Here is a 24,939-nt window from a genome sequence, read left to right as displayed (position 1 = left end):
GATGGCACAGACCAATGGTATGAAACTCAGGATCGGCATTGTCGGATGCGGCAACATTTCGCTCGCCTATATGCGCAACGCGCCGCTGTTTCGCGGCGTCGAAATCATCGCCTGTGCAGACCTCAACGCAGACGCCGCCAAGCGTCGCGCGGCCGAGTTCGATCTGCGCGCGGCCGACGTCGACAGCCTCATCGACGACCGGAACATCGACCTCATCCTCAACCTGACGATCCCGGCCGCGCATTTTGACGTTTCGATGCGGGCGCTGTCTGCAGGCAAGCATGTCTTCACGGAGAAGCCGCTCGGTGTCACGGCCGCCGAAGGACGCCGCTTGGTGGATGCCGCCGCCGTAAAGGGCCTCATGCTCGGCTCGGCGCCAGATACGTTTCTGGGGGCGGCCGGACGCCATGCCCGGCGGCAGATGGAAGCCGGCGCCATCGGCAAGCCGGTGACCGGGACGGCCTTCATGATGGGGCGCGGCATGGAGCACTGGCATCCGGATCCCGGCTTTTATTACCAGGCCGGCGCCGGCCCGGTCATGGATATGGGGCCTTATTATCTGACGATGATGGTCAATCTGATGGGGCCTATCCGCCGTGTGCAGGCCGTCGCCACAAGCGGGCAGGACGAGCGGCTCATCACGGCGGAGGGACCGAAGCAGGGCACCACGTTCAAGGTCGGCACGCCGACCAGCGTGCTGTCGTTGCTGGAATTCGATTGCGGTGCCACGGTCACCTTCGGCACCTCCTGGGACGTCTTTCGCCACTCCAATCACCCCATCGAACTCCACGGGACCGAAGGCTCGCTGCGCCTGCCCGACCCCGACAATTTCGGCGGCTCCGTTGCGCTCTCCAGCCGCGGCGCGCCCTGGCAGGAAACGGATACGTCAGGCAAACTCTTTGGCGCCGTCAACTGGCCGATCGCAGCGCCTGATCGTGCCAACTACCGCATGCTTGGTCTTGCCGATCTCGCACGCGCAATCATTGAGGGCCGTGCGCCGCGTGCTTCGGGCGATCTCGCTCTCCATGTGCTCGAAGTCATGGAAGCGATCCTGCGTGCCGGTGAAACCGGTGTCGCGCAGACCATTCCGGGTATTGTCGCGCAGCCAAAAGAATTGCGGGAAGACGAAGCGAGGAGTTTGCTGGCATGACACAACTGGATGAATCCGCCAAACGTGCGCTTGCATGGCCCGGCGATCCCCAAACGCCGGTCGAAAGCTGCACGCCGGCGCTGGCGCGGCAGCAATATCTGGATAGTTTCGCAGACATTCAACGGCCGCTCGAAGACGTAGCCGAGATCCTGGAAAGGCATGCGGGCGCAATCCGGTTGAAGATATGGCGCGGCCGCGCTGCGCCGCGCCAGGGCGCACCGGCCTTGCTCTATCTCCATGGCGGCGGCTTTGTCATCGGCGCGCCGGAAACCCATGAGGATATCTGCCGGACGCTTGCCAATATGGCAGGCGCCGTCGTGGTTTCGCCCGACTATCGCCTGGCCCCGGAACACCCCTTTCCCGCTGCCATTGACGACTGCGCCGCCACACTCGTCTGGATGACGGAGCAGGCGGATGCGCTCGGCATCGATCCCTTGCGAATTCTCGTCGCCGGCGATAGCGCCGGTGGCAATCTGGCCGCCGTCGTCGCCCTGTTGGCGCGGGACGGACAGGTGCCGGCTGTCATCGGACAGGTGCTGATCTATCCGGTGACCGATCAGTTGCAGACAAGCGACAGCTACTTGCGTTACCAAGAGGATTTCGGCCTGACGGCCGCGGCGATGAAATGGTTCCGAGACCACTATCTGCCGGAACCTACGAGCCGGTCGGACTGGCGAGCCTCGCCGCTGAACGTAGCGTCGCTGGCGGGCGTGGCGCCGGCGCTGGTGATCCTTGCCGGATACGACGTGCTGTTCGACGAAGGGGCCGCTTATGCCGAGCGGCTCAGCACCGAGGCGAAGGCAACGACCCGGACCTGGCCCGGACAGATCCATGGCTTCGTATCGAAGCGACGGGCTATTCCGGAAGCACAAGAGGCCCTCGAAGCCATCGCAATGGCATGGCGCGCCATGGACCCTGCGCTTACCCGTGAGGCAGGAACCCGTGCCGGCCTCAAGCCGATTCGCGCATAACCAGCGTTGCCTCGAGGATCACCTTGTTCGTCGTAGGGGTGGTTCCATCATCCTCGCTCTCGATATGCGCCAGCAAAAGCTCCACGGATTTCGCGGCGATCTCGGGCGCGTTCTGAGCCATCGTCGTCAGCGACGGGCAGGTGTATCGGCTAAGCGGGTGGTCGTCGTGCCCGGCAATGCGTACGTCGCACGCGTCGCTACGACCGATTTTCAGTCCCGAAGCGAAAGCGGCAGCCATCGCGCCGAAAGCGAAGCGGTCATTAGCGCATAGCAGCGTTTTGCCGGGAAGACCGCCTCTGGCAAGAATTCTCTGCATCTGCTCGTATCCGAGACGCTCGAATTCCCAGGAAGGTGGTGCGTCGCAATCGATGACCAGCGGAGTATGCCCTTCCCTCGCCATGGTCGCGCGGTAGCTCTCCTGCCGCTCGCCAGCATTTTCGGTCAAATGCGGAATCTCCAGGAATATCGGTGGCTCACCGGACCGGCAGAGATATTGCACAATGGCGGCCATGCTTTGCGCGTTATCGTTTCCGACATAGGGAAGGTCAGCGCCGGCAGGGTTGTCGAAGCAGACGACGGGGATTGCGCCGCTTAGTCTTTCCAGCGCGGAACGGCGTGAACCGGCGCCGAGCGGCGCCACGATCGCGCCTGCAACCTTCAGCGACAGCAAGGTCCGCACGGCCTCCGCCTCCAGCTCCGGCCGCGTGTGCGAAGAGATCTGGACGGGCCAGAATCCCTTTTCGCGCAACTCCAGCTCGATCAGCGACACGACCTGCACATAAAAGGGATCCGACATGGTCGGGACCAGAATCCCGATATTCCTGGTCCGCTTGCGATTGAGATGCCGGGCGAAAAGGTTCGGCTCGAAATGCGACTTCTTGAGAGCCGCCTCGATACGCTTGCGGGTCACCTCCTTGATCTGTGAGGGATCGTCGAAATATTTCGACAAGGTCGGACGCGATACGCCGGCGGCGGTCGCGAAGTCGTCCATCGATTTATAATTTTTCTTGGCCATTCAATTCCTTACTGGCGGGACGACGACAACTGATCGGGAATGATTTGACGCAACGGCCGATCCTCTGACGCGCCAAATCACGCATTCGGCAATTTGTACAGGTGATCTTCGTATCCTCAATCTTCGAAACCCACCACGTAAGCCGGCGTGATCCGTCACTTTTGGTGCGGGCCCTGCCCTCCCTTTCGAAAATCGAAATATTCCCTTCACTGCGACTTGCGCCGTTTGCGCCGCGTGGTTGCAAAAGGTGCTTGTTTCAGCGCCCCAAATTCGAAAATTTGCAGTGAAGACGCCGGGTTCCACGCTTTTCATTTTGTTGGATAAACTTTCATTTGTTTACGAAAGTAAAGAAAAAATGCGTCACAAGCAACACAAATGCTGTAGAAAAATACCGATGATGTCAATCAGTTTTATTATTTTTTATCAATGATTTAACGCGACACGCGCCGTGAATGCCGGCCTCCCATCTTTTCCCGATCGCAGTTCTTCATTGACAGATAGGGCCTTCAGGGAACCTACTTTGCCTACGATCTTGAGGAGGATCGATTAACTGACAATCTTTGGGAGGCACAGATGAATATCAGCAAATTCGGCGTGACGATGCGGGCTGCGGTAGCGGTATGGGCGCTCTGCGCCACATCCGCGTTTGCCGACACCACCATCGAGTTCATTCAATGGTGGGAACCCGAAATGCCGTCCGGCGCCTTGCGCGGCATTATGAACGATTTCGAAGCCAAAAATCCCGGCATCAAGGTGACGCTTGTCAGCGGTCCCTATGCCACGACGCGTGACCAGATCGTCGTCGGCGCCGCCTCGGGAACGCTCAGCGACGTGGTCGGCCTCGATGGTGCCTGGGTAAACGGGCTCGCCAAGCAGGGCGCGATCGCCTCCATGGACGAACTGATGGAGAAGGCGAAATACGACAAGAGCCAGATCACCGATATCGTCAAGGTCGATGGCAAGAGCGTGATGTTCCCGCTGGCATCCTTCGTCTACCCGGTCTTCGTGAACCTGGATATCTCCAAGGCCGCCGGCGTCGACAAGTTGCCGACGACGCGCACGGAATTCGCTGAAGCCGCGAAGAAGATGACCGACGCCTCGAAGAACCAGTACGGCTGGGTTCTGCCGCTATCGCTGCAGTCTCCGAGCGGAATCCAGAACGACGTGATGTCCTGGGTCTGGGCCTCCGGCGCCTCGATGCTGAAGGACGGCAAGCCTGACCTCGAAAATGACGCCGTCGTCGGCACGCTCGATTATCTTGCCTCGCTCAACAAGGAAGGCGTGATTTCTCCCGGCATCTTCGCCAAGAAGGAACAGGACAAGGTCGAAGAATTCGTCAACGGCCGCGTCGGCATGATGGTGGATTCCCTCGCCCATGTGAACCTCATCCGCGAGCGCAATCCGAAGCTCAACTTCGGCATCTCCGCCTTGCCGGCCACTGACGGCTACACCGGCAAGCGCGGCATGCCCTATGCCTCCTGGGGCATCGGCATCAGCGAAGGCAGCCAGCACAAGGACGAAGCCTGGAAGCTGGTCGAATACCTGATGAGCCCTGACGTCAACGGCCGTCTCGTCTCGATTGCCAACGCCTTCCCCGGCAACGTCCATGCCAAGCCGGACTTCGTGGCCTCGGACCCGATCTTCGCGGAAGCTTTCAAAATCTTCCAGAGCGGCTATCCTGCCAACGAATTCGTCGGTCTTCCGGTTGCCGAAGAGCTGATGCGCGACATGAACGTCGAAGTCCAGAAGATGTTCGACGGCGGGCAGTCAGCCAAGGACGCAGCTGCCAATACCCAAAAGGCGTGGCTCGCGAAGTTCTAAGCACGTCGCTTTCACGATCACCGGCAGCGCAGCCTTGCGCTGCCGGTGCAAGTCGTCAAATCTCGGCAGAATGGAAAGTCACAGCTCATGAATCACTCGGCTACGGCTCTGGTCGCCGCGCATGCCAAAGCGCGAAGAAAAGGATGGCTTCGTTACAGCACCTTGAGGAAGCTGGTCCCGTATTTCTACGTGTCGCCGGCGACCCTGCTGCTTGTGCTGCTGATGCTGTTCCCGATGGTGATGGTCTTCAAATATTCTCTGATGGACGGCGCCATCATGAAAAAGACCGCTGCCTTCGCAGGGCTCCAGAACTATGTGACCATCTTTGAAAATCCGGTCTTCTGGCAGTCGGTCGCGCAGACGCTTTATTTCACGATCATGAGCGTCGTCTTCCACTTCATCATCGGCCTGGCATTCGCGCTGCTGTTGAACACCAACCGCGTCGATCCGCTTATTCGCAGCATCCTGCGCGTGCTCTTCATCCTGCCCTGGCTGTTCACCGCCGTCATCATCGCCATCATCTGGCGCCTGCTGCTCGACCCGAACGGCGTCGTCAACAGCGTGCTGATGGCGCTCCATATCATCAACTTCAAGGTCGAGTGGTTTTCGTCGACGCGCACGGCCATTCACGCTTTGACCTTCGCAAACATCTGGGCGGGTTATCCGCTTTACATGGTCAGCCTGCTCGCCGGCCTCCAGGGCATTTCCAAGGAGCTTTACGAGGCGGCCGGCATCGACGGCGCCAACGGACTCCAAAAGTTCTGGTACATCACCATTCCGCAGCTGATGCCGATCATCGTCAGCATCGCGCTTCTCGATTTCATCTGGACGATGCAGGTTTTTCCGCTGGTATGGATGACGACGGGCGGCGGCCCGATCTATTCGACGGAAGTGCTCTCCACTTTCACCTACAAGCTCGCCTTCTCGCAGTATGAATTCTCGCTGGCTTCGGCGAGCGCGATGATCATCCTAATCATCTCGATGAGCGTCACCTATTTCTACATCAAACACCAGCAGCGCAGGTGACCGTCATGGCAAAGCGTTCCTTCAAAAGCTCGGTATTGCCGACCATCCTGACCTATCTCGGTCTGGCGATCGGCCTGGTTTTTTCGGCTTTTCCGATCGTGTGGATGTTTTTCAGCTCGCTGAAATCGAATACGGAAATCTTCGCCCTTCCGCCGCGACTGTTGCCGGATGATTTCACGGTGGCCGCCTATCTGACGATTTTCAACGATCCGGTGAAAGTGCGGTTCTTCATCAACAGCTACTTTGTCGCCGGCGTCGTCACCATTCTGACCCTCCTCGTCGCGATCGTGACCGCCTACGGCTTCAGCCGCTATCAGTTCCGGTTCAAGAACACCTTGAACATTTTCATCATCAGCACCCAGACCGTTCCGCCGATTACCCTTCTCATTCCCTATTTCGGAATGGTGGTCGCCTTCAGGATCTTCGATACCTATCTGGCGCTGATCCTGACCTACATGGTCTTCACACTGCCTTACGCCGTCCTGCTGATGACAGGCTATCTCAACACCCTGCCGAAAGAGCTGGACGAGGCCGTCCTGGTCGACGGCGGTTCGAGCTGGACGGCGCTCTGGCGCGTCATCGTTCCGGTCTCCATCCCCGGGATCGTCGCCACCGCGGTCTACACCTTTCTGCTCGCCTGGAACGAATTCCTCTTCGCGCTGACGCTGACAAAATCGATGGACCTCAGGACGGTTCCGATCGGCATCCAGCTTCTGATGGGCCAGCACGCCTTCGAATGGAACGAGATGATGGCGATGAGCGTGCTCGGTTCCCTTCCCCTCCTGGTCCTTTATCTGGTTGCTCAACGCTACTTCCTGGCAGGCATGACCGCCGGCTCGGTCAAAAGCTGACGAGACGTCTCAGAACCTGCGCCAGCCGCGTCCAAGATCGTTTGGGCAATATCGGCAAAGCCAAGCCCGGCGGGCTGCGAGGAGACCCATTTCGGCGCGTATTGCAATTGTGAAAGAACCGGGATGATGTTGTTGACCCCGAAAGAGTTGCGGATAAAGCCAAACATCGGTGCATCGTTTCGAGAGTCACCGACGAAGGCGGTCACGGCGGCTGTTTGATCGGGATCGATACCGAACATCTCGGTTAAAACGCGCTCGCTCATCGAGCGCTTATTGTAATCGCCGATCCACGTGTTGATGTGGATGGAGCTGATCGCGACCGTTCCGCCCATGGCTCTAATGCTGGATGCCAGATCTTCGACCTCATACGGTTCCTGACCGTGAATGTCGATTGCGACATCCGCCAGCCGGAAGACCTGGTCGTGGGCAATTCTGAACGTCCGGCTATTTTGCGAGATCAGCTCTTTGATCGTCTGCAGGTGCTGGCGCTGGCGCTCACCCTGTAGGGCGCCATCCTCCCAATAGTCGAACACCACTTCGCCGTCCTGACGGGTGACGCAATATGCGCCGCTTTCGCCGATGACGGCAGCCACAGGCCAGGCGCGGACGATATGTTCGCACCATCCGGCTGAGCCGCCCGTGACCGGCACGACGGCAATTCCCGCCCGGCTGAGATCCCAGAGAGCTTCGTAGGTTTGCGGCAGAAGCTTGCCTTCGGTGGTCAGGGTATCGTCGATGTCGGTGAACAGGTAGCGCACATCCTGTAACTCACGAGCCGATGGTGCAAGGTCTACATAGCTCATGTCATATCCTCGCTGCATGTGACCACGTCCAAGCCGCTCTCGGCGAGGGCATTGGTGGCGGCAGCTTCGCCAGGCAGCCGATCGGTGTAGAAGCGGGTGAGTTTGCTGAATGGCGCAACACGCACGGAAGCGTTGCGCGTCCACTTGCTGACGTCTGCGGCCAGAATCTGCGTTTGTGAATTCTCAAGGAGGGCATTGGTGATTTGGGCTTCGCTATAGCTGAAATCCATCAGACCGTTGAGCGGGCTCAAAGCGCCCGCGCCGACGACTGCGTAAGTCGCATAGAATTTTTCGACGAACCTGATCACATCCGTGCCCACCACGTCGCGGTCATCGTGGCGCAAAAGTCCGCCCGTCAAATGGACCTCGACGCTCGGCGCGTCGCAAAGGCTCAAGGCGACGTGGATGTTATTGGTGATCACCGTCAGACCCTGGTGATCACGCAGCGCCTCGGCGACGAACCGAACCGTGCTGCCGATCCCGAGGAACACTGTCGCGTCTGCCCCTATGTCGGCGGCGACACGCTTGGCGATCAGCCGCTTGGCCCGTCGGTTGAGCTGGGCGCGAGCATTGAGTGAGATGTTGCTGCCCGCGACCGGCAAGTCGACGCCGCCGTGGAAGCGGCGTGCGTGCCCGAGATCGCATAATGCATTGATATCACGACGGATCGTCTGCGTCGTCAGATCATACCGACGTGCCAGTTCCTCGATGTACTGAACACCTTCCGTTTCGATCAGCGCAAGGATCTCACGTTGTCGGCTCGATATGATCCGCTGCCCCATCGCCGCTCCTTACGTGAGGTAGACACTGGGGTCGTCTGTTATCACACCGGTCAAACCCACGTCCCAGAATGATGCGAGCCGCTTGGGATCGTTGCAGGTCCACGCCCGCACCGAGATGCCGCGACGCACGGCCTCCTCGAGAAACCCGATACTCAGAGCCTTGTAGTCGAGATGGATGGTCTTTGCGGGAATCGACCGAAGGGTATCCTGCCAATCCGCAGGCAGCTTGCTCCACAGCATGGCGAGTTCGTAGCTTGGATCGATCTCATACATTCCCTTCAGCGCAGCGGCATCAAAGCTTGAGATCATGATCCTGGTGTGCGCCGCCCGCGCCTTCAGATGTTGATCGACGACTTTGACCAGCTGGTCGAGTGACTTGTGATGGGCATGCTGCTTGATCTCGACATTGGCGTTGAGCCCGAGTTCGCCCAGCGCGGAAACAACGCGGGCCAGCGTCGGCAGTGGTTCGCCTTTGAATTTCGGGCTGAACCATGAGCCAGCGTCGATGGCGCCGAGATCCGACGCGGTGAGGTCGGCAAGATTTCCCTTCGACGAGGAACAGCGATCGATCGACACGTCGTGGATGACGACCGGGGTCCCGTCGGCAAGAAGTGCTACGTCGAGTTCGACCCATTCCGCGCCTTGTTCAGCGGCCGCCCGGAAAGCGGCAATGGTATTCTCGGGCGCAATGGCAGAGGCGCCTCGATGCGCCTGAACCTCACTGCGTCTCGGGCCGGATCGCGGCTCTACGGTCGTCATCGTCTCATCTCTTTCATCGTCTTCTGGGCTGGGATGGAGAAATAATAAACCGGAGTCAATCTGTGCGTTTTCCGGTATCGCTGTTGAAAGGATGCATCGCGCCGACGCGTGCGAAGACGTCGATATTGGCATTCTCGGCAAAATCCGGACGACCCGGTACGGTCAGGACGACCGTCTGCTGGCCCCCTCCCAATCGCACATGCAGATGGCTTTCTCCGCCGATTGGCTCGAGCAGCTCGACCGTTGCATTGAGACGAACGGAAGGCTCAACCGGCTTGGCAACAAGCAACGCGTCCGGGCGAAGGCCGACCATATCGGTCCCGGCGGGCAATGCCAGGGCACTTGCGCTGTCGGCTGCCCTGAGGACGTCGATCGGCACGAGATTCATAGGCGGTGAGCCGATGAAGCTGGCGACGAACAGGCTCGCCGGGCGATCGTAGACCGCCACGGGCGTGCCGACCTGTTCGACAAGTCCTCCGTTCATGACAACCAGCCGGTCGGCCAGCGTCATCGCTTCAAGCTGGTCATGGGTGACATAGATGCTGGTGGTCTTCAGGCGCCGTTGCAGCCGGCGTATTTCAACGCGCATCTGCACCCGCAATTTGGCATCGAGATTGGACAGAGGCTCATCGAACAGGAAGGCGGCCGGCTCGCGAACGATCGCCCGCCCCATCGCAACGCGCTGGCGCTGCCCGCCGGAGAGTTCGCGAGGTTTACGATCCAACATCGGCCCAATTTCGAGGATCTCGGCCGCCTCCGCCACACGGCGGTTGATTTCCGCCCGTTCGGTGCCACGATTTTTCAAACCATATTCGAGATTTCCGCGTACGGTCATATGCGGATAAAGCGCATAATTCTGAAAGACCATGGCGATATCGCGGTCGGCCGGCTCTGCCTTGTTGACATTGCGGCCGGCAATCTCGACATGGCCTTCGCTGATGGATTCCAGCCCGGCAATCATGCGAAGCAGGGTTGATTTGCCACAGCCGGAGGGGCCGACGAGGACGATGAGTTCGCCGTCTGCGACAGACAGGTTGATGCCCTTGACCGCCGGAACGGCGCCATAATTCTTCTTGACGTCGATGATATTGATCGTTGCCATTTCATTTCTCCGTTTCGACCAGGCCTTTGACAAAAAGGCGTTGCATGGCGACGATGACGAGGACGGGTGGCAGGGCGGCCAGAATGACGGCTGCCATCACAAGGTTCCAGCGCGGCTCCGCATCGGCAACCGCTGCCATGCGCTGGATTCCCATCACGACGGTATAAAAGCTCTGGTCGGTCGTTATGATGAGCGGCCACAGATATTGGTTCCAGCCGAGCACGAACAAGATGATGAAGAGCGCCGCAATGTTGGTGATCGATAGTGGGAGCAGGATATCCCGGAAGAACTTCATCGGCCCTGCGCCATCGACACGGGCAGCCTCCATGAGTTCGTCGGGAACAGTCAGAAAGAACTGACGAAACAGGAAGGTTGCCGTTGCCGATGCGATCAGCGGGATGATGAGGCCGCCGTAATTGTTCAGCATTCCGAGATCGGCGACGACTTTGTAGGTCGGCACGATGCGCACCTCGACCGGCAGCATCAGCGTGATGAAGATCATCCAAAATGCCAAGGTCCGGAACGGAAACCGGAAATAGACGATAGCAAAAGCCGAAAGGATCGAAATAGCGATCTTCCCGACGGCGACGCCAACCGCCATGATCAGCGAGTTGATCATCATCGGTCCGATCGGCGGCGCCCCCGAGCTTGTCATTCCAGATGACAGCATCGTCGAATAGTTCTCGATGATGTGGCTGCCCGGCGTTAGCGGCACGACACCTGACAAGAAGTCGTTTGGACCGTGGCTCGATGCGATGAAAGCCACGTAGACGGGAAATACAACAATCGTGACGCCGATGATGAGGACAAGATGCGCCAGGAAATTTAGGAAGGGGCGATTTTCAACCATCCTCGGGATTCCTCAATATTGCACGCGGCGTTCGATGAAGCGGAATTGGACCGCGGTCAGAGCGATGACGATCACCATGAGAATGACCGACTGCGCCGCCGACGAGCCCAAATTCAGTCCGATGAAGCCGTCGAAATAAACCTTGTAGACAAGGATCTCGGTTGCACGCGCCGGTCCGCCCTGGGTGGTCGCATGAATGATGCCGAAGGTATCGAACATCGCGTAAACGATATTGATGACGATCAGATAGAAGGTTGTCGGTGAGATCAGCGGGAACACGATCGTCCAGAAACGCTTCACAGGACCGGCTCCGTCGATCGCCCCGGCTTCCTGAAGCGAACGGGGCACCGACTGCAGCGCAGCCAAGAAGAATAAGAAATTATAGGAAATCTGCTTCCAAGTCGCCGCGATGACGATCAGGATCATAGCGTCGTCAGGATTGATCAGATGGTTCCAGTTGATCCCCATCGCCCGCAACATATAGGCGACGATGCCGATCGAGGGATTGAACATGAACCACCAAAGAATGCCGGCGATCGCGGGAGCGACGGCATAGGGCCAGATCAGCAAGGTCGAATAAATTCGAGAGGTGCGCAACACGCGCATCGCCGCTGCAGCCAGGAGCAGCGCGATCGCCGTCGATAGGACGGTCACGAGAATGGCGAAGATGAGCGTGTGGCCGAAGGCGTTGATGTAGATCGGATCGGCAAAGAGCCGGCGGTAGTTTTCGAACCAGACGAAACTCGTTTTGAAGCCGAAGGCATCCTGGCGCAGGAAAGATTGCCAGAATGCCGTCGCCGCGGGCCAGAGGAAGAATACCACGGTCACGAAAATTTGGGGTGCGATGAGCAGGTAAGGCAAAAGCTTGTTGGGAAATACGGTCCGTTTGGTTTGCATGGGCCCTCACACTGACGGATGGGAAACGGAGGCCGGTCTCTCACCAGCCCCCGTCGCGGAGCCCATTAGTTGGCGGACTGGAAATCGCGAAGCTGTTCGTTGCCTCGTGCGACCACGGAATCAACCGCTTCCTTCGCCGTCTTCTTCCCGCCCAGCAATGCTGCAAACTCATCGTCGATGATGCCACGCACCTGGACGTAGTTGCCGAACCGGATACCCTTGGAATTATCGGTAGGTGTCACCCGCGTCAGCTGCTTGATGCCGATATCTGCTCCAGGATTCTTCTCGTAATAACCCTGATCCTGGCCCAGCTTATAGGCAGCCTCGGTTATCGGCAGGTAGCCGGAGAACTGATGCCAATCGGCTTGCACTTCCGGCTTCTGCAGGTAGGTGAAGAACTTTGCGACACCCTTGTACTCCTCTTCTGGGCGACCTTTCAGCGTCCAGAGCGTGGCGCCGCCGATAATCGAATTGAGCGGCTGCGTAATGACGTCGTCATAGTAGGGAAGCGGCGCAAACCCGACCTTGAAAGCCTTTGCGTTATTGATAACGCCTGCCCGGCCGGCCGACGAGTTCATGTACATCGCGCATTCCTGCGAATAGAACATCGGAGGAGCATTATCGCCGCCGCCAGGCCCGCCGAATTTGAAGAGCCCCTCGTCCTGCCACTTCTTCAAGTTGCCCCAATGGCGGATCGTGAGATCGTTGTTGAAGGTGAACTCCGCATCCAAGCCGCCAAAGCCGTTGGCCTTGGTGGAGTAGGGCTTGTCGTGCAGAGCATTGAGGTTTTCAGTCTGAATCCAGGAGATCCAGGCGCTGGTGAAGCCGCATTTGGCTGCGCCGGACTTCATGATCGTCCGCGAAAAGGCTTCAACTTCCGCCCATGTTTTCGGCGGTGTTTCCGGATCGAGCCCCGCCTTTTTGAAGACATCCTTGTTGTAATACATGATCGGCGTCGAGGAATTGAACGGCAAGGACAGAACGTTGCCGCTGGTGTCTGAGTAATAGCCGACGACCGGAGCAATGAATTTGCTCTGGTCCCAGGCCTCGCCTTCGTCCTTCATTAACTGGTAAACAGGATAGATCGCGCCCTGTGCTGCCATCATCGTGCCGGTACCGACTTCATAGACCTGTACGATTGCAGGCTGCTGGTTGGCGCGGAACGCAGCAATGGCGCCCGTCAGCGTCTCGTCATAGGTGCCTTTGAATACCGGGACGATCTCATAGTCAGATTGAGATGCGTTAAACCCCTTGGCGATCTGTTCAAGCTTCGCGCCATTCTCGCCGCCCATTGCGTGCCACCACTGGATCTTCGTGGCCGCCATTGCCGGAACGGATAAGGATAGGCTGGTCAATCCTGCGGACAGGAAAAAAGCGATCTTGTTCATCCTCACTCCCACTTGTTGTCGGTCCATAGCCTCCCGCTACGAACGTGAGCTCGATGGTAACAGGCTAGTTTCATTTTGCAAAGATAGAATGTTCATATGAACATTTGATGACACCAACTCGCTCGGCGATCGTAAAGACCGTTGCCCGGAAGGAGTGGCCAATCGATGATACGCGCCGCGTCAGCCTTTGATGGCACGCATGATCCGGTGGAAGTCCCCGTGACATCGGTCGCTAACGGCTTTTCACGACCAACGACGTGCTCTATGACAGCTTTGTGACAGTCGATGGAGCGCAGATGCTGAACTGGTTTCGAAAACTCATGCCGCGGGAAGATCGCTTCTTCGATCTGTTCGCTCAACACGCAAAGACTGTCGTCGGTGCGGCCGAAGCCCTCGACGAACTTTTGAGCGGCACAGACATTGAAGGGCATTGTGCACGGATTGTCGCCTTGGAGAATGAAGCGGACGAGATCACCCGCGAAGTACTGCTTGCCGTGCGTCGCAGTTTTGTCACGCCGTTCGACCGTGGCGACATCAAGGATCTGATCCAGTCGATGGATGATGCGATCGACATGATGCAGAAAACGGTGAAGACCATTCGGCTATTCGAGCAGAAAAGCTTCGATCCTCTGATGCAGGAAATGGGAAAGACCATTGTCCAGGCAGCACATTTGATAGCCGAAGCCCTTCCTCTTCTCGATCGGATCAGCACGAATGCTCCCCGTCTGGCGGCGCTGGCAGAAGAAGTGACGCGCGTCGAAGGCCGGTCCGACGAGTTGCACGAGCAGGGCTTGAAGGATCTTTTCCGCCGCCACGGCGCGTCGAATGCAATGGCTTACCTCATCGGCAGCGAGATCTATGGCGAGCTTGAGAAGGTCGTTGACCGTTTCGAGGATGTCGCCAATGAGATCAGTGGCATCGTCATCGAGAACGTTTGATGGAAGCCACCCTTGCCCTTCCTCTTCTTGCCGCTCTCGTGGCTGTCGCACTCTTCTTTGATTTCCTGAACGGCCTGCACGATGCAGCCAATTCCATCGCCACAATCGTGTCGACGCGCGTGCTGCGTCCGCAATATGCTGTGCTTTGGGCGGCCTTTTTCAACTTCATAGCCTTCCTGTTCTTCGGCTTGCACGTCGCGGAAACGCTCGGAACCGGCATCATCGATCCGGCCATCGTGACTCCGCAAGTCATTTTCGCGGCGTTGATGGGCGCCATTGTCTGGAATATTGTCACCTGGGTCTTTGGTATCCCGTCGAGTTCATCGCATGCACTGGTCGGCGGTCTGGTGGGTGCTGGCCTGATGAAGACGGGATTCAGTTCGATCGTCTGGACCGGTTTGTTGAAGACGGCCGGCGCCATCGTGATGTCGCCGGCGATCGGATTTTTCCTGGCGCTTCTGCTCATTCTGATCGTGTCGTGGACTTTCGTGCGACAGACACCGTTCGCCGTTGATCGCACATTCCGGGTCTTCCAGTTTGTGTCTGCCTCCCTCTACTCCCTCGGCCATGGGGGCAACGACGCGCAGAAGACGATGGGCATCATCGCCGTGTTGCTATATTCGCAAGGGTACCTGACGGGTGGTTTCCATGTGCCGCTCTGGGTCGTTCTCTCATGCCAAAGCGCAATGGCACTCGGTACGCTTTTCGGCGGCTGGCGGATCGTCCATACGATGGGATCGAAGATCACCCGTCTCAACCCAATGCAGGGCTTTTGTGCCGAAACAGGCGGTGCATTGACACTGTTTGGCGCAACCTGGCTGGGCATCCCGGTCTCGACCACGCATACGATCACCGGCGCCATCATCGGCGTGGGCGCCGCCCGACGCCTGTCCGCCGTACGCTGGGGCTTGGCGGGCAACATCGTTGTTGCCTGGGTTGTCACACTCCCCGCCGCTGCGATCATTTCGGCGCTGTGCTACTGGCTATCGGACCTCTTCGCCTAGAACGGGATGTCGTCCGAAAACCGCTCACATTTTTCGGCATCATGCCCTATCTCTTTGTTTTCACGCAATACCGGACGCAAAACCGCTTCGCACTATTGCTGGAATTTCTCTAGCGACCACCCATCCTTGTCACCGGCGCGTCCCAACCCTGCAGCCTGTTGCAGACCTCGGCTCTGCTGGGTGCGCCGGTACGACCGCCAAACACCTGGCATTTGAGCGCCGCCGCCATGGATGAAAAGCGCATCGTCTCTTCAATCGGCAGGCCTTCCGCGACAACCAGCGCAAAAGCGCCATGGAAGATATCGCCTGCCGCGAGCGTGTCGACCGCCCTCACCTTCGGAGCGGCAAGATGAAGGACTTCGCCGCTTCGGTCATCGAACCAGAAGCAGCCACTTTCGCCCGCCGTGACGCTGATGAAGGCATGCTCGAACTTTCGTTTGAGAAGACCGACGATCTTCACCAGCTCGGCTGCTCCAGAAAGCCGTTCGGCCGCCGGTTGTGAGAACACGATGTGACTGGCCGCCGGCGCAAGCATCTCGATCACGCCATCGCCTGCAACATCGCCATCGAGAATGGCCGGCTTGCCCGCCTCTGCGGCTGCCAATAGCGTCCGCAATGCAAGCTTCGGCCACCGGACGTCAACCAGCACCGCATCGAAAGCAGAAATATCCTTTTTGGTGACCGGCTTGACCGTTTCGTGCAGGCCCGCATCGTAGAAAGGTACGATCAAACGCTCGCCTTGGTCATCCACAAGGATGGTCGAGACGGCCGAACGGGCGTCTTCGACGCGCAGCATGCCGCTCGTGTCTATGCCGCTATTGCTGAGATCGGCAATGATCCGTTCGCCGGTGGCATCATTGCCGACGGCGCCCCAGAGGCTGGCTTTGCCACCCAGCCGGGCGACTGCAAAGGCGGCGCTCGATGCCATGCCTTCGGCGATCTGGAGCATATCGTAAGGCAGAATTTTGCCCTGGCCATTCGGTAGCGAACGTACGCGAAACAAGGTGTCCATAACCGCGGCGCCGACACACAAAACGCGGCGCGCCCGACCGGGAGGTGGGTCGAAGGCAGAAGAAGAAGAAGTCGTCAAAACCGTTGTCTCACCCGCTCACTTGACGGCTCCGGCCGTCAGACCCGCCACGATCTGCCGTTGCGCAAACACCGTCAAAATCAGCACGGGCAAGGTGACGATCAACGCCGCCGCCGCCAGCGGACCCCAACTGACCTGCTCGAACGAGAGCATGTTGTAGACCGCGACGGGGAGCGTGCGCGTCTCGCGACTGGCGAGCACGATGCCGAAGACGAAATTGTTCCACGAGAAGATGACCGACAGGATGAAGGCGACGACAATGCCTGGCCTGGCGATCGGCAAGGCAACCAGCCGGAAAACCTGCCAGGGTGTTGCACCGTCGATGCTTGCAGCCTCTTCCAGTTCCATCGGCGTCGTCTCGAAATAACCGATCATGATCCACACGACGATCGGCACTGTGACGACGAGATGGATGATGATCTGCGGCAAGAGCGTGCCGAGCAGGTTCAGCCATTGGAACAGTAGGAAGAGCGGGATCAGGAACGAAAGGCCCGGCGTCATGCGCGCAATCATGATGACCATCGCAGACTTCTCGGCCTTCAGCCGCGCGATGCCATATCCGGCCGGCACGCCGATTAGTAGCGCCAGAAGTGTGGCGGCACCCGTCACCAGCACCGAATTCCAGAGATAGAGGAAGAAGTTGTTCTCTTCGAAGACCTTCAGATAGTTCGACCAGGCAAAGCGCTCCGGGATGAAGATCGGTGGATAAGCGCCGTTGTCGATTTCATATTTCAGCGACAGGGAAATCATCCAGAGGAAGAACAGGACGACCGGCGATATCATCACCAGGGCAACAAACAGCAGTCCGATGCGATCGAGCGTCTTGCGCTTCATCAGCGTGCCTCCCCGTCGGACCAGTTCGCGCGCTGCCGCAGCATCATCAGGACGAAGGCGAGCAGGACGATGAGGATGAAGAAGACAACCGCCATCGCAGATCCATAGCCAATATCGTAGTAAGCGAAAGCAGTGTTGTAGAGATAGATGTTGATCGTTTCCGACGCCGTGCCCGGGCCGCCTTGGGTCATGGCGTAGATGATGTCGAAACTTTTCACCGCATCGATGCTGCGGATCATCACGGCAATCATCAGAAATGGCGCGATCATCGGCAGCGTCAGGTAGCGAAATTTCTGCCAGACATTGGCTCCGTCGATTTCGGCACTTTCATAGGGCTCGCGCGGAACCGCCGCCAGACCACCGAGCACGATCAGCATGATAAGCGGCGTCCATTGCCACGTCTCGACCAGCACCAGCGATGGGATGACACTGTTCTGGTTATAGATCCATTCCTGCGGACCGATGCCCATGAGGGAGAGAAGATAGTTGAGGACGCCGAGCTGCGGGTGGAACATCATCGTCCAGACGAGGGCGATGGCGACCGGCGTCGCCATCATCGGCATCACGAATATGCCGCGCAGAAGGCCGCGCAGCGGAAATTGCGTATCAAAGATCAGCGCGGCGAGCGTCCCCAGGAAAAGGGGCGCCACCACGGAGAGCGTCGTATAGAGCACCGTATGCCACAGCGAGTCCCAGAAGCGCATGTCCACGACCAGGCGGGCATAGTTGTCCAGTCCCGCAAAGACCTGGGATTGGCCAAGCGTCCAGCTGTTGACGCTCATCCAAAGGGTAAACACCCATGGAAAAACGATGACGGCCGCAATGACGATGAGCGCCGGGATGACGAAAGGCCAGTAGTTGGGAGCAAACCGATCCGGTTTGCTCCTTCCTTTCGAGGTCTTGGCCACTGCGGCCGTTTCGATGCTTGTCGAGGCCATTATCCCTCGCTTTTCGCCAGGACGGGTTCGAACTGTGCCGTCGCTGCCTTCAGCTCGGTTTCGGGATCCGCGCCGCCGATCATGTTGGTGAGACCGACACCGTAAACGTCGCGGAACTCGGTGACCGGAATGATGACCGGCAGCGCGAGCTGCGAAATCTTGCCGGAACCGACGACGGCATCCAGCCAGGCGCCCGGCATCTTGACGCCTTCGCGGACCTTCGCATCCTCGAGGACGGACTGGCGGAAAGGAACGCCGGCGCCGGCCTGCAGCAGACGTGCGCCCATTTCATGCGAAATCGCCCATTGGCAGAAGAGGTACCCGGCTTCCTTCTTCTGGCTTGCCGCGACGACGCCAAGCCCGTCGCCGAAGGTGCCTGCGGCCTGTGCCTTCGGACCTTTCGGCATGATGCCGTAACCGACCTGGCCGACGACGCGCGACTTTTCCGGATTCTCGATCGGCGGCGCAAAACCGACGCCATCCAGCCACATGCCGATCTTGCCCTGCAGGAAGGCAGATTGTGCCTCAGCCCAGTTGAAGCCGGAGACGCCGGGAGGAGCGGTCTTGGTCATTAGCCTTTGGTAAAGCTTGGCCGCATCGATCGCTTCTTGCGATGTTGTGCGCAGCTTGCCATCCGGGCCGAGCGGGCTCGAACCATAGCCAAGCAGCAGCGACGTCCAGACCGGCGTATTGGCGTTCTTCAGGCCGCGGGCGACGAAGCCGTAGGTATTCGTGGAAGGATCGGTGAGCGCCTCCGCGGCACTGGCGAGTTCTTCGAATGTCGTCGGGTAGGCCAGCCCCTTCTTCTCGAACAGCGCCTTGTTCCAATAGATGATCCAGTAGTCGACCGAGAATGGAAGCGAACGCAGAACGCCGCCCGGATCTTTGGCAAAAGTCAGGCCGGCTTCGGCGAAGTCGCTTTCAACCAGAGACGGGTCAGTCAGAGAGGGGTCCTTGAGAAAACCACTGATATCGGCAAGCCAGCCGCCCTTTTCGAACTGCCGCTTCTGGACATGATAGCTCATGTGCACGACATCGAAGCTCGGCTTGCCGGAGCTCAACTCGATAGTCGTCTTCTGACGCTGCTGTTGTTCGGGCGTCGCTTCGGCATTGACCTTGATGCCGGTGAGCTCCTCGAATTCGGACAGGTACTTCAGAAGTATTTCGCTGCGCGGGCTCTTGACCAGGTTGACTTCGAGCGTCGTGCCGGCAAAGCGCTTCCAATCGACCGCAGCCGATGCCAGCCGCACGCCGAGCATGCTGCTGGCGCCCAAAGCGGCCGTACCCGCCAGAAAGCCGCGCCTCGTCGGGTTCAAAAACGATGACATGTGATTCCTCCTCCTTTTGCCGGCGATCTCCTCACCCCCGGCTGCTTATTTCCGATTATATCCTGAGCGCACGATCTCTTGCATGATTGATGTGTGCGACAAGGCTGTTGACGGCGTCCGCCGCCGATCGTCGTTCGATCGCCTCGAGCACCTTGAGGTGCTCACCCATGACAGGTCCGACGTGACCATCGATACGAAAACGGTCCTGACTGATCAGGCGCATCTTGATTGAGTTCACCCGGTAGGCGTTCGAGATGATGGTATTTCCCAAAGCATCGATAAAGGCGTCATGCATACCCCAATCGACAGCTTGTGCGTGTACTTCCAATTCGTGCGATCCATCGCCATTTCGAATGGCGTCCGCAATATCCCGATGCTGCTTCAAAAGCCCGGCGATAGTCTCGTCAGATGCAGAGCGGGTGAAAAGCGCGACCGCTTCCTTCTCCAGGAACACGCGCAGCTGGAATGCCTCGCGAATAAGGTTCAGGTCGATATGCGCAATCTGCAACCCCCGCTGGGGCACCGTCTTGATCAGCCCTTCGGCTTCGAGCCTCGGGATAAGTTCGCGGATAGCGCCAAGCGTCAGCCCCGTCAGATCGACGAGGCGACGCTGCGAAACGAACTGGCCGGGGCGCACGTCACGCGCAAGAAGGTGGCGTGTGAAGCTCTCATACGCCTTTTCCCGCAGTGTCGGCTGCTCGTCCGTTCCGTCCATCGCCTCTCCCAGAAACATCTCCGACCTATGCCGCTTTCGAGCGGAAAAGAGTGTCGAACGCAAGAGTGAGTTGCGCCTGCTCCTCGCCGGATATTGAAACGAGTGGTGGTCGAACCGTAAGCCAGATTTCATCCGACGTCAGGTGAGCGACCATCGCTTTCACGGCGGCAGTCACCGGAAATTTCAGCAATTCGGCCACGAAACCCTCGACGCGAGGATCGTCCTTGCCTTCTTCCGCCATCAGCTTGACTTCGCGAGGTACGAAATTAGCCATGCCGGAGATCGCACCCTCGCCGCCAAGCCGCACACCCTTCGCCAGGTGACGTTCGTCGCCCACCAGGATGACGAGATCGCCATGCGCCTTCAGCAGCTTTTCCGTAAAAGGCCAGTCGCCGGAGGAATCCTTGACGCCCGTAACGACATTGGGAAAGGCGGTCCGCAGTCGGCCGATTAGCGATACGCTCAGCGGAACCATGGTGACCGAGGGAATGTTGTAGACGATAATATCGCGCGCCTTGTCGCCCAGGATGGCGAAGACAGCCGAAAACCACTGGAAGACGCCGTCCTCACTCACGTTCTTGAAATAAGACGGCGGAGCAAGAAGGATATTGCGGGCTCCCTTGGAAAGCGCATGGCCGGCTTGCATCGCCGCATCCTCGGCCGCGTCGACCAGCACACCTACGATGATCTGCTTTGCGGCTAATTCGCTATCAAGCATGGAAGCGAGAACATGCTCACGTTCCTGCGTGCCGATGGAAGAACCTTCACCCGTCGTCCCGAACAGGGTCACACTCGAGCAGCCGGCCGCGAGGCTGCGCCGTGCCTGCTCGATCATCGCCTCGATCGCGATATCGCCATTGCTGTCGAACGGCGTGGCAAGAGCAACCGAGAGCCCGAATTTTTGTGTCAAATATGCTTCCTCCCAATGAACAGGTCAAATGTAGCAAACTAACATGTTAGCTGTAAAGAGGTGATTACGCACTGCTACACGTTTGTCGGGGCTGTTGCTTTCTCACGATCAACTGGCATGCCTCGCCATCGGCCCATTCGCCCGCGCGAGCGCCATCAGCATCGGTCCGATTGCAAACTCGCCCTTTTCGGTCCTTCGGGTCAGATCTCTGAGATAACCGCCGGGCGAGTTGATGTGCCCTCCCCTTTCCAGGATGCAGGCGATCACGGTGGCGGCGTTTTCCGGGCCCATGCCCGAGCAGGCTTCCTCATAGGCCGAGGGACTGACGCCGAGCATCGAACGCACGACGACGGCGGCCGACATCAGGTCTCGCCAATTACCGATGCTTCCGCCAGGCCCATAGTCGAGAATACTGGGGCAGGCCTGGAGGACGAGGCCGAGCGGGAAGGATTTCAGGCTTGCTCCGGCGCCCGGATCGGCCGCGCCCCCCGCCCTGTTGCTCATCCGGCCGGAAGGCCTTTGCTGTTTCAATCTTCGTTCGTCCGACGGCCCGGCGTTCGGGTCATTGTCGGTCGCTGCCTTTTCGCCCTGCTTCGTTTCGAAGCTTGGTTCAAATTCATAATTGGAGTCGGGATTTGAATTCTGTTTGTGATGCTCAATTTGAGACTCATTGGCGTCTATTTTTTGTGTTTTTATCCGTCTTTCCAGCATGTTGACGATCTCTGCACGCAGCATCGCCATCTCGTCGAGCAGCGGTGCCAGGTCTTCGGCGGTCGCCACCCGTGGAATCCGGGCAAGAAGCGTTCGAAACATCGCCGAAATGCCTTCCCAATCACCGGAAACCCCTTCTTCGAGCGCCGCCGTGATCAGCTTGGAAATGTCCCGCCGGCACAACGTCAGGCGTTCCCTGGTCACCCGTAACAGCTCACGGTCGGCAACCGCCTGAGCGGCCAGGCTTTCGATTTCGACAGCACGCGCCAGAAGCGGTGCGACGCTGAAGCCGAAGGCATCGCCGATCGCCCCTGCCCTGTCGCGGCGCGCATAGCGCTTTCCATTCGGGCTGTCCTTGCGCAGGATCAGGCCGGCCTCGACCAGGACAGCAAGATGCCGCCTGAGGGTCGCTGGCGTCATGCCGCGGGCGCGCAACGAAAGCTGCGCATTCGACGGGAAGACGATCAGTCCCTTTTCCTCGGAGATTTCGTCGTCAGGGTAGAAGGTCAGAAGCGCATCGAGCACGGTCAGCGCCCGATCGGTGACGCCAAGCGCTGGCCGTGCTTCGCAGATCGCCCTGAATAGCTTCCATTTGCTGCGTTTCATTCCCGGCTCGATGGTCTCGGCCAGGTGCTGGCTTGCCAGCATGCCAAGCGACATCGGCCGCCGCCCAAAGGGCGTCGTCACATATTCACTCTCCATTTGCCTTCACCTTCGTTCAGGCAAAAGAAAACCATCCACCAATTTGGTGCCTAAGACGCTTGACTGTGATTCGGGGAAATGCGATTCTCGATGTGCTTAAGATCTGAGAAGGGCTTCCACGGCGTCGTCGTTGGGGGCCTTTTTCTTTTGCGCGTTACGCTCCTCTGTCCTTGTTGAACTCCTGGAACAGGCCCTTCAGCCTTTCCTGGACGAATTGATCGAAACCGGGCGCCGTCTTGCCGTCGAAGACGAAGGTCGCACCGGATGCTGTCTTCTTGATCATGACAGGCACACCGCTGACCTCAGATTTAGCCACCGTCGGCTTCGGAGCAGTCGTCTTCTTCATTGCCAGAACGAGCGCCCGGTGAAACCGCTCGTCGCTCGAAATTTTGCGCGCGTCGTCCGCGGACAACTCCGCGATGATCTTTTCGACGTCGGCTTTCTCAAGCCGCTCCCCCAGTTCCAGCCATCGGCGGCGGCCGATATCAGGTGCTGCACCTATGGCATTGACGAGCGTCAGGGGGACCTGTCGTATGACGATCAGCATTCTCGACAGCGCCGCCTTGTCCACGCCGAGGGCCGCCATGATGACATCGCGGCCAAAGCTGCGTTCCTCGAGCCGCGATGCGAAAAGTGCGCGCTCGATGTAGGAGAGATTGGTTCGAGCGCTGTTTTCCTGTCCCTGGCTGACGACCAGCTGACCGTCGGTGAGATCGCGGACGACCGCACGCACCCTGATGCCAATTTCTCGGGTGGCAGCCAGGCGACGATGGCCGTAGGCGACCTGATAGCGTCCCCTGCTTTCGGGATGCGGGCGGACAAGAATCGGAACCTGCTGCCCATGCTCGCGGATCTGCTCGACAAGCTGCGCGAGTTCGGCCGCATCGATCGCCAATCGATCGCTGACGAAGGAAGCGTCGATCAGGCCGGGATCGAGTTCGATGATCGTCTGGCCACTGGCAAGCTGCCGTTCCAGCTCACTCGCCCGCTCCATTTTCTCGGTAATGTTGCCGAGCGTCTTGGTAATGCCGCCGACCGGCGCGGCACTGCGCTCCTGCGGCACGAATCCAGCGATCGGACGATTGTCGCGCAGTGCGACCGCGTCCGCCCTGGCCGGGTTCGGAGCGGAAATTTCGATGAGGTTCTTGCGCGCCATCTATCTATTTCCTCCCCCAGGTGGAGCGAATATGCGCCTCGATCTCGCCATTCACGAGGTTGAGGGATTCCAGTGCCCGATCGTAGGTTCCGCGTGTGAACTGCGACCGCTCGACCTCGTAAAGTGTCTGCTTGGTGACGCCGGCATCGGCGACTGCCGTCGATTTCACCATGGCATTGTGGAGCATTCGGTTGCCGAAGATTGCCCGCATGAAGCCGGTCATCTGGCTTTGCGGTCCGTCGTTCGGTTCGAACCGCGTCACGAGATAGCGCATCCAGTCATAGCTCGTACGCCCGCCGGCCTTTTCAACGACCGACATCAATTCACTCGTCATCGTCAGAAACTGCGACATCGACATGACATCCAGCATCTGCGGGTGGACCGTGATCAAGACCGAGGTTGCCGCGCAGAGCGCCGACATCGTCAGGAAGCCCAGCTGCGGCGGGCAGTCGATGACCACAACGTCGTAAAGGCTTTCGATTTCCGTAAGGACCTCGCCGATGCGGGCAAAGAACATCGTCTCGGCCGTACCCGACGCCATCGCCTTCGGGGTCTCGTGCTCGAATTCCATCAGCTCGAGATTGCCCGGAATGAGATGCAGATTGGGCGTGTAGGTGGCGCGCACGATGTCGGCGATGGGGCGCGGGTCCTCATATCGGATCGCACCGTAGATCGTTTCGCCCTCTCCGACGTCGAACTCCGGCTGATGACCGAACAAGGCGGACAAGGACGCCTGCGGATCGAGGTCGACGGCGAGCACGCGGTAGCCTCGCAGCGCCATGAACTGCGCCAGATGGGCCGCAGTGGTGGTCTTGCCCGAGCCGCCCTTGAAATTCATGACGGAGATGATCTGGAGCTTTTCGCCCGGCCTGCGGGCCGGCACATATTTCGGCGTTCCGTTTCGCTCGTCGAGGACCCGGCGAATTCGATCCATATCCGTTGCGCTATAGAGCCGCCGTCCGTTTGCGAGCGGATCGGGCCCATGGCCGTCGGCGGCTACCTGGCGGAGATACCCTTCGCCGATGCCGATAAAGCCTGCCGCTTCCGCCGGCGAAAATGTTCTGATGGTCTTTTGCGAGAGCGGGGGGAAGATTTTTGCCTGATGCTGCTGAAGTTGATAGGATAACTCCTTCGCATCCGTTGCCAGAAGCGACGGGAGGTGCTCTTGATCGTCCTGAAGAGCAAGACTCGGCTGCAT

The 24,939-nt window shown here is 58.9% G+C and carries 25 protein-coding genes; 7 read left to right on the top strand and 18 right to left on the bottom strand.

The window, feature by feature from the left end; translation table 11 throughout:
• Nucleotide 1 precedes the first annotated feature (1 nt).
• The gene (locus AC244Q_RS24180; RefSeq protein WP_419424874.1) at nt 2-1,150 is read left to right on the top strand and encodes a Gfo/Idh/MocA family protein; all 1,149 of its coding nucleotides are present in this window, start codon (nt 2-4) and stop codon (nt 1,148-1,150) included.
• The gene (locus AC244Q_RS24175; protein WP_128406930.1) at nt 1,147-2,121 is read left to right on the top strand and encodes an alpha/beta hydrolase; all 975 of its coding nucleotides are present in this window, start codon (nt 1,147-1,149) and stop codon (nt 2,119-2,121) included. Before AC244Q_RS24180 ends, AC244Q_RS24175 begins: the two co-directional genes overlap by 4 nt.
• Here AC244Q_RS24175 and AC244Q_RS24170 read toward each other — a convergent pair.
• Nucleotides 2,102-3,136 (bottom strand): LacI family DNA-binding transcriptional regulator, encoded by a 1,035-nt coding sequence (locus AC244Q_RS24170; RefSeq protein WP_128406929.1) that lies wholly within the window; start codon nt 3,134-3,136, stop codon nt 2,102-2,104. The genes AC244Q_RS24175 and AC244Q_RS24170 overlap by 20 nt on opposite strands.
• A gap of 573 nt (nt 3,137-3,709) precedes the next feature.
• On the opposite strand from AC244Q_RS24170, the gene AC244Q_RS24165 reads away from it, so the two are divergent.
• The 3 genes from AC244Q_RS24165 to AC244Q_RS24155 all read left to right on the top strand — a co-directional run bounded on the left by AC244Q_RS24165 (nt 3,710) and on the right by AC244Q_RS24155 (nt 6,834).
• Complete coding sequence (locus AC244Q_RS24165) at nt 3,710-4,957, top strand: ABC transporter substrate-binding protein (RefSeq protein WP_003562569.1); 1,248 nt, start codon at nt 3,710-3,712, stop codon at nt 4,955-4,957.
• A gap of 87 nt (nt 4,958-5,044) precedes the next feature.
• Entirely contained in the window at nt 5,045-5,983 is a 939-nt protein-coding gene (locus AC244Q_RS24160) for a carbohydrate ABC transporter permease (protein WP_003562572.1), read from the top strand.
• 5 nt (nt 5,984-5,988) lie between these two features.
• Nucleotides 5,989-6,834, top strand: a complete 846-nt coding sequence (locus AC244Q_RS24155; protein WP_003562573.1) for a carbohydrate ABC transporter permease — start codon at nt 5,989-5,991, stop codon at nt 6,832-6,834.
• On the opposite strand, the gene AC244Q_RS24150 is transcribed toward AC244Q_RS24155, so the two are convergent.
• The 8 genes from AC244Q_RS24150 to AC244Q_RS24115 form a co-directional block, all read right to left on the bottom strand.
• Entirely contained in the window at nt 6,792-7,637 is an 846-nt protein-coding gene (locus tag AC244Q_RS24150; RefSeq protein WP_003562574.1) for an HAD-IIB family hydrolase, read from the bottom strand. The two genes, AC244Q_RS24155 and AC244Q_RS24150, sit on opposite strands and share 43 nt — an antisense overlap.
• Nucleotides 7,634-8,419 (bottom strand): DeoR/GlpR family DNA-binding transcription regulator, encoded by a 786-nt coding sequence (locus AC244Q_RS24145; RefSeq protein WP_003562577.1) that lies wholly within the window; start codon nt 8,417-8,419, stop codon nt 7,634-7,636. The genes AC244Q_RS24150 and AC244Q_RS24145 overlap by 4 nt, the downstream gene beginning before the upstream one ends.
• 9 nt (nt 8,420-8,428) lie before the next feature.
• The gene (locus AC244Q_RS24140) at nt 8,429-9,178 is read right to left on the bottom strand and encodes a glycerophosphoryl diester phosphodiesterase (protein WP_003562579.1); all 750 of its coding nucleotides are present in this window, start codon (nt 9,176-9,178) and stop codon (nt 8,429-8,431) included.
• A gap of 55 nt (nt 9,179-9,233) precedes the next feature.
• Entirely contained in the window at nt 9,234-10,280 is a 1,047-nt protein-coding gene (locus AC244Q_RS24135) for a sn-glycerol-3-phosphate import ATP-binding protein UgpC (RefSeq protein WP_017996273.1), read from the bottom strand.
• A gap of 1 nt (nt 10,281) precedes the next feature.
• The gene (ugpE, locus tag AC244Q_RS24130) at nt 10,282-11,130 is read right to left on the bottom strand and encodes a sn-glycerol-3-phosphate ABC transporter permease UgpE (RefSeq protein WP_003562583.1); all 849 of its coding nucleotides are present in this window, start codon (nt 11,128-11,130) and stop codon (nt 10,282-10,284) included.
• Nucleotides 11,131-11,142: 12 nt separating this feature from the next.
• Nucleotides 11,143-12,027, bottom strand: coding sequence for a sn-glycerol-3-phosphate ABC transporter permease UgpA (ugpA, locus tag AC244Q_RS24125; RefSeq protein ID WP_003562585.1), 885 nt, complete (start codon nt 12,025-12,027; stop codon nt 11,143-11,145).
• Between the two features lie 65 nt (nt 12,028-12,092).
• A complete protein-coding gene (ugpB, locus tag AC244Q_RS24120; RefSeq protein WP_026157588.1) occupies nt 12,093-13,415 on the bottom strand; it encodes a sn-glycerol-3-phosphate ABC transporter substrate-binding protein UgpB in 1,323 nt (440 codons plus the stop codon).
• Between the two features lie 92 nt (nt 13,416-13,507).
• Nucleotides 13,508-13,846, bottom strand: a complete 339-nt coding sequence (locus AC244Q_RS24115) for a hypothetical protein (protein WP_245460530.1) — start codon at nt 13,844-13,846, stop codon at nt 13,508-13,510.
• Between AC244Q_RS24115 and AC244Q_RS24110 the strand changes: the two genes are divergently transcribed.
• Nucleotides 13,736-14,353, top strand: coding sequence for a DUF47 family protein (locus AC244Q_RS24110; protein WP_245274062.1), 618 nt, complete (start codon nt 13,736-13,738; stop codon nt 14,351-14,353). The genes AC244Q_RS24115 and AC244Q_RS24110 overlap by 111 nt on opposite strands.
• Entirely contained in the window at nt 14,353-15,357 is a 1,005-nt protein-coding gene (locus AC244Q_RS24105; protein ID WP_128406928.1) for an inorganic phosphate transporter, read from the top strand. Before AC244Q_RS24110 ends, AC244Q_RS24105 begins: the two co-directional genes overlap by 1 nt.
• Nucleotides 15,358-15,466: 109 nt before the next feature.
• Here the strand turns inward: AC244Q_RS24105 and AC244Q_RS24100 are convergent, their stop codons facing one another.
• The 9 genes from AC244Q_RS24100 to repA all read right to left on the bottom strand — a co-directional run bounded on the left by AC244Q_RS24100 (nt 15,467) and on the right by repA (nt 24,939).
• Complete coding sequence (locus tag AC244Q_RS24100) at nt 15,467-16,447, bottom strand: sugar kinase (protein ID WP_017996276.1); 981 nt, start codon at nt 16,445-16,447, stop codon at nt 15,467-15,469.
• An 18-nt stretch (nt 16,448-16,465) separates the two neighbouring features.
• Nucleotides 16,466-17,281 carry a carbohydrate ABC transporter permease gene (locus AC244Q_RS24095; protein WP_017996277.1) on the bottom strand — a complete coding sequence of 272 codons (816 nt, stop codon included), beginning with the start codon at nt 17,279-17,281 and terminating at the stop codon, nt 16,466-16,468.
• The gene (locus AC244Q_RS24090) at nt 17,281-18,219 is read right to left on the bottom strand and encodes a carbohydrate ABC transporter permease (RefSeq protein ID WP_003562595.1); all 939 of its coding nucleotides are present in this window, start codon (nt 18,217-18,219) and stop codon (nt 17,281-17,283) included. The genes AC244Q_RS24095 and AC244Q_RS24090 overlap by 1 nt, the downstream gene beginning before the upstream one ends.
• Nucleotides 18,219-19,547 (bottom strand): ABC transporter substrate-binding protein, encoded by a 1,329-nt coding sequence (locus AC244Q_RS24085; protein WP_128406927.1) that lies wholly within the window; start codon nt 19,545-19,547, stop codon nt 18,219-18,221. The genes AC244Q_RS24090 and AC244Q_RS24085 overlap by 1 nt, the downstream gene beginning before the upstream one ends.
• Nucleotides 19,548-19,602: 55 nt before the next feature.
• Nucleotides 19,603-20,280, bottom strand: a complete 678-nt coding sequence (locus AC244Q_RS24080; protein ID WP_206641090.1) for a GntR family transcriptional regulator — start codon at nt 20,278-20,280, stop codon at nt 19,603-19,605.
• Between the two features lie 7 nt (nt 20,281-20,287).
• Entirely contained in the window at nt 20,288-21,172 is an 885-nt protein-coding gene (locus AC244Q_RS24075) for a dihydrodipicolinate synthase family protein (protein ID WP_128406925.1), read from the bottom strand.
• A gap of 108 nt (nt 21,173-21,280) precedes the next feature.
• Complete coding sequence (gene repC / locus AC244Q_RS24070) at nt 21,281-22,585, bottom strand: plasmid replication protein RepC (protein WP_128406924.1); 1,305 nt, start codon at nt 22,583-22,585, stop codon at nt 21,281-21,283.
• A gap of 154 nt (nt 22,586-22,739) precedes the next feature.
• Nucleotides 22,740-23,741 (bottom strand): plasmid partitioning protein RepB, encoded by a 1,002-nt coding sequence (gene repB, locus AC244Q_RS24065; protein WP_128406923.1) that lies wholly within the window; start codon nt 23,739-23,741, stop codon nt 22,740-22,742.
• Nucleotides 23,742-23,745: 4 nt separating this feature from the next.
• Nucleotides 23,746-24,939 (bottom strand): plasmid partitioning protein RepA, encoded by a 1,194-nt coding sequence (gene repA, locus AC244Q_RS24060; RefSeq protein ID WP_128406922.1) that lies wholly within the window; start codon nt 24,937-24,939, stop codon nt 23,746-23,748.

This window comes from Rhizobium sp. CB2179, from assembly GCF_057653455.1.
This window is presented reverse-complemented; position numbering and strand designations above follow the sequence as displayed.

Bases quoted from the DNA above. Each gene is read 5' to 3' on its own strand.
- AC244Q_RS24180 (WP_419424874.1), top strand. From the start codon at position 2: ATGGCACAGACCAATGGTATGAAACTCAGGATCGGCATTGTCGGATGC.
- AC244Q_RS24175 (WP_128406930.1), top strand. From the start codon at position 1,147: ATGACACAACTGGATGAATCCGCCAAACGTGCGCTTGCATGGCCCGGC.
- AC244Q_RS24170 (WP_128406929.1), bottom strand. From the start codon at position 3,136: ATGGCCAAGAAAAATTATAAATCGATGGACGACTTCGCGACCGCCGCC.
- AC244Q_RS24165 (WP_003562569.1), top strand. From the start codon at position 3,710: ATGAATATCAGCAAATTCGGCGTGACGATGCGGGCTGCGGTAGCGGTA.
- AC244Q_RS24160 (WP_003562572.1), top strand. From the start codon at position 5,045: ATGAATCACTCGGCTACGGCTCTGGTCGCCGCGCATGCCAAAGCGCGA.
- AC244Q_RS24155 (WP_003562573.1), top strand. From the start codon at position 5,989: ATGGCAAAGCGTTCCTTCAAAAGCTCGGTATTGCCGACCATCCTGACC.
- AC244Q_RS24150 (WP_003562574.1), bottom strand. From the start codon at position 7,637: ATGAGCTATGTAGACCTTGCACCATCGGCTCGTGAGTTACAGGATGTG.
- AC244Q_RS24145 (WP_003562577.1), bottom strand. From the start codon at position 8,419: ATGGGGCAGCGGATCATATCGAGCCGACAACGTGAGATCCTTGCGCTG.
- AC244Q_RS24140 (WP_003562579.1), bottom strand. From the start codon at position 9,178: ATGACGACCGTAGAGCCGCGATCCGGCCCGAGACGCAGTGAGGTTCAG.
- AC244Q_RS24135 (WP_017996273.1), bottom strand. From the start codon at position 10,280: ATGGCAACGATCAATATCATCGACGTCAAGAAGAATTATGGCGCCGTT.
- ugpE (WP_003562583.1), bottom strand. From the start codon at position 11,130: ATGGTTGAAAATCGCCCCTTCCTAAATTTCCTGGCGCATCTTGTCCTC.
- ugpA (WP_003562585.1), bottom strand. From the start codon at position 12,027: ATGCAAACCAAACGGACCGTATTTCCCAACAAGCTTTTGCCTTACCTG.
- ugpB (WP_026157588.1), bottom strand. From the start codon at position 13,415: ATGAACAAGATCGCTTTTTTCCTGTCCGCAGGATTGACCAGCCTATCC.
- AC244Q_RS24110 (WP_245274062.1), top strand. From the start codon at position 13,736: ATGCCGCGGGAAGATCGCTTCTTCGATCTGTTCGCTCAACACGCAAAG.
- AC244Q_RS24115 (WP_245460530.1), bottom strand. From the start codon at position 13,846: ATGCCCTTCAATGTCTGTGCCGCTCAAAAGTTCGTCGAGGGCTTCGGC.
- AC244Q_RS24105 (WP_128406928.1), top strand. From the start codon at position 14,353: ATGGAAGCCACCCTTGCCCTTCCTCTTCTTGCCGCTCTCGTGGCTGTC.
- AC244Q_RS24095 (WP_017996277.1), bottom strand. From the start codon at position 17,281: ATGAAGCGCAAGACGCTCGATCGCATCGGACTGCTGTTTGTTGCCCTG.
- AC244Q_RS24090 (WP_003562595.1), bottom strand. From the start codon at position 18,219: ATGGCCTCGACAAGCATCGAAACGGCCGCAGTGGCCAAGACCTCGAAA.
- AC244Q_RS24085 (WP_128406927.1), bottom strand. From the start codon at position 19,547: ATGTCATCGTTTTTGAACCCGACGAGGCGCGGCTTTCTGGCGGGTACG.
- AC244Q_RS24080 (WP_206641090.1), bottom strand. From the start codon at position 20,280: ATGTTTCTGGGAGAGGCGATGGACGGAACGGACGAGCAGCCGACACTG.
- repC (WP_128406924.1), bottom strand. From the start codon at position 22,585: ATGGAGAGTGAATATGTGACGACGCCCTTTGGGCGGCGGCCGATGTCG.
- repB (WP_128406923.1), bottom strand. From the start codon at position 23,741: ATGGCGCGCAAGAACCTCATCGAAATTTCCGCTCCGAACCCGGCCAGG.
- repA (WP_128406922.1), bottom strand. From the start codon at position 24,939: ATGCAGCCGAGTCTTGCTCTTCAGGACGATCAAGAGCACCTCCCGTCG.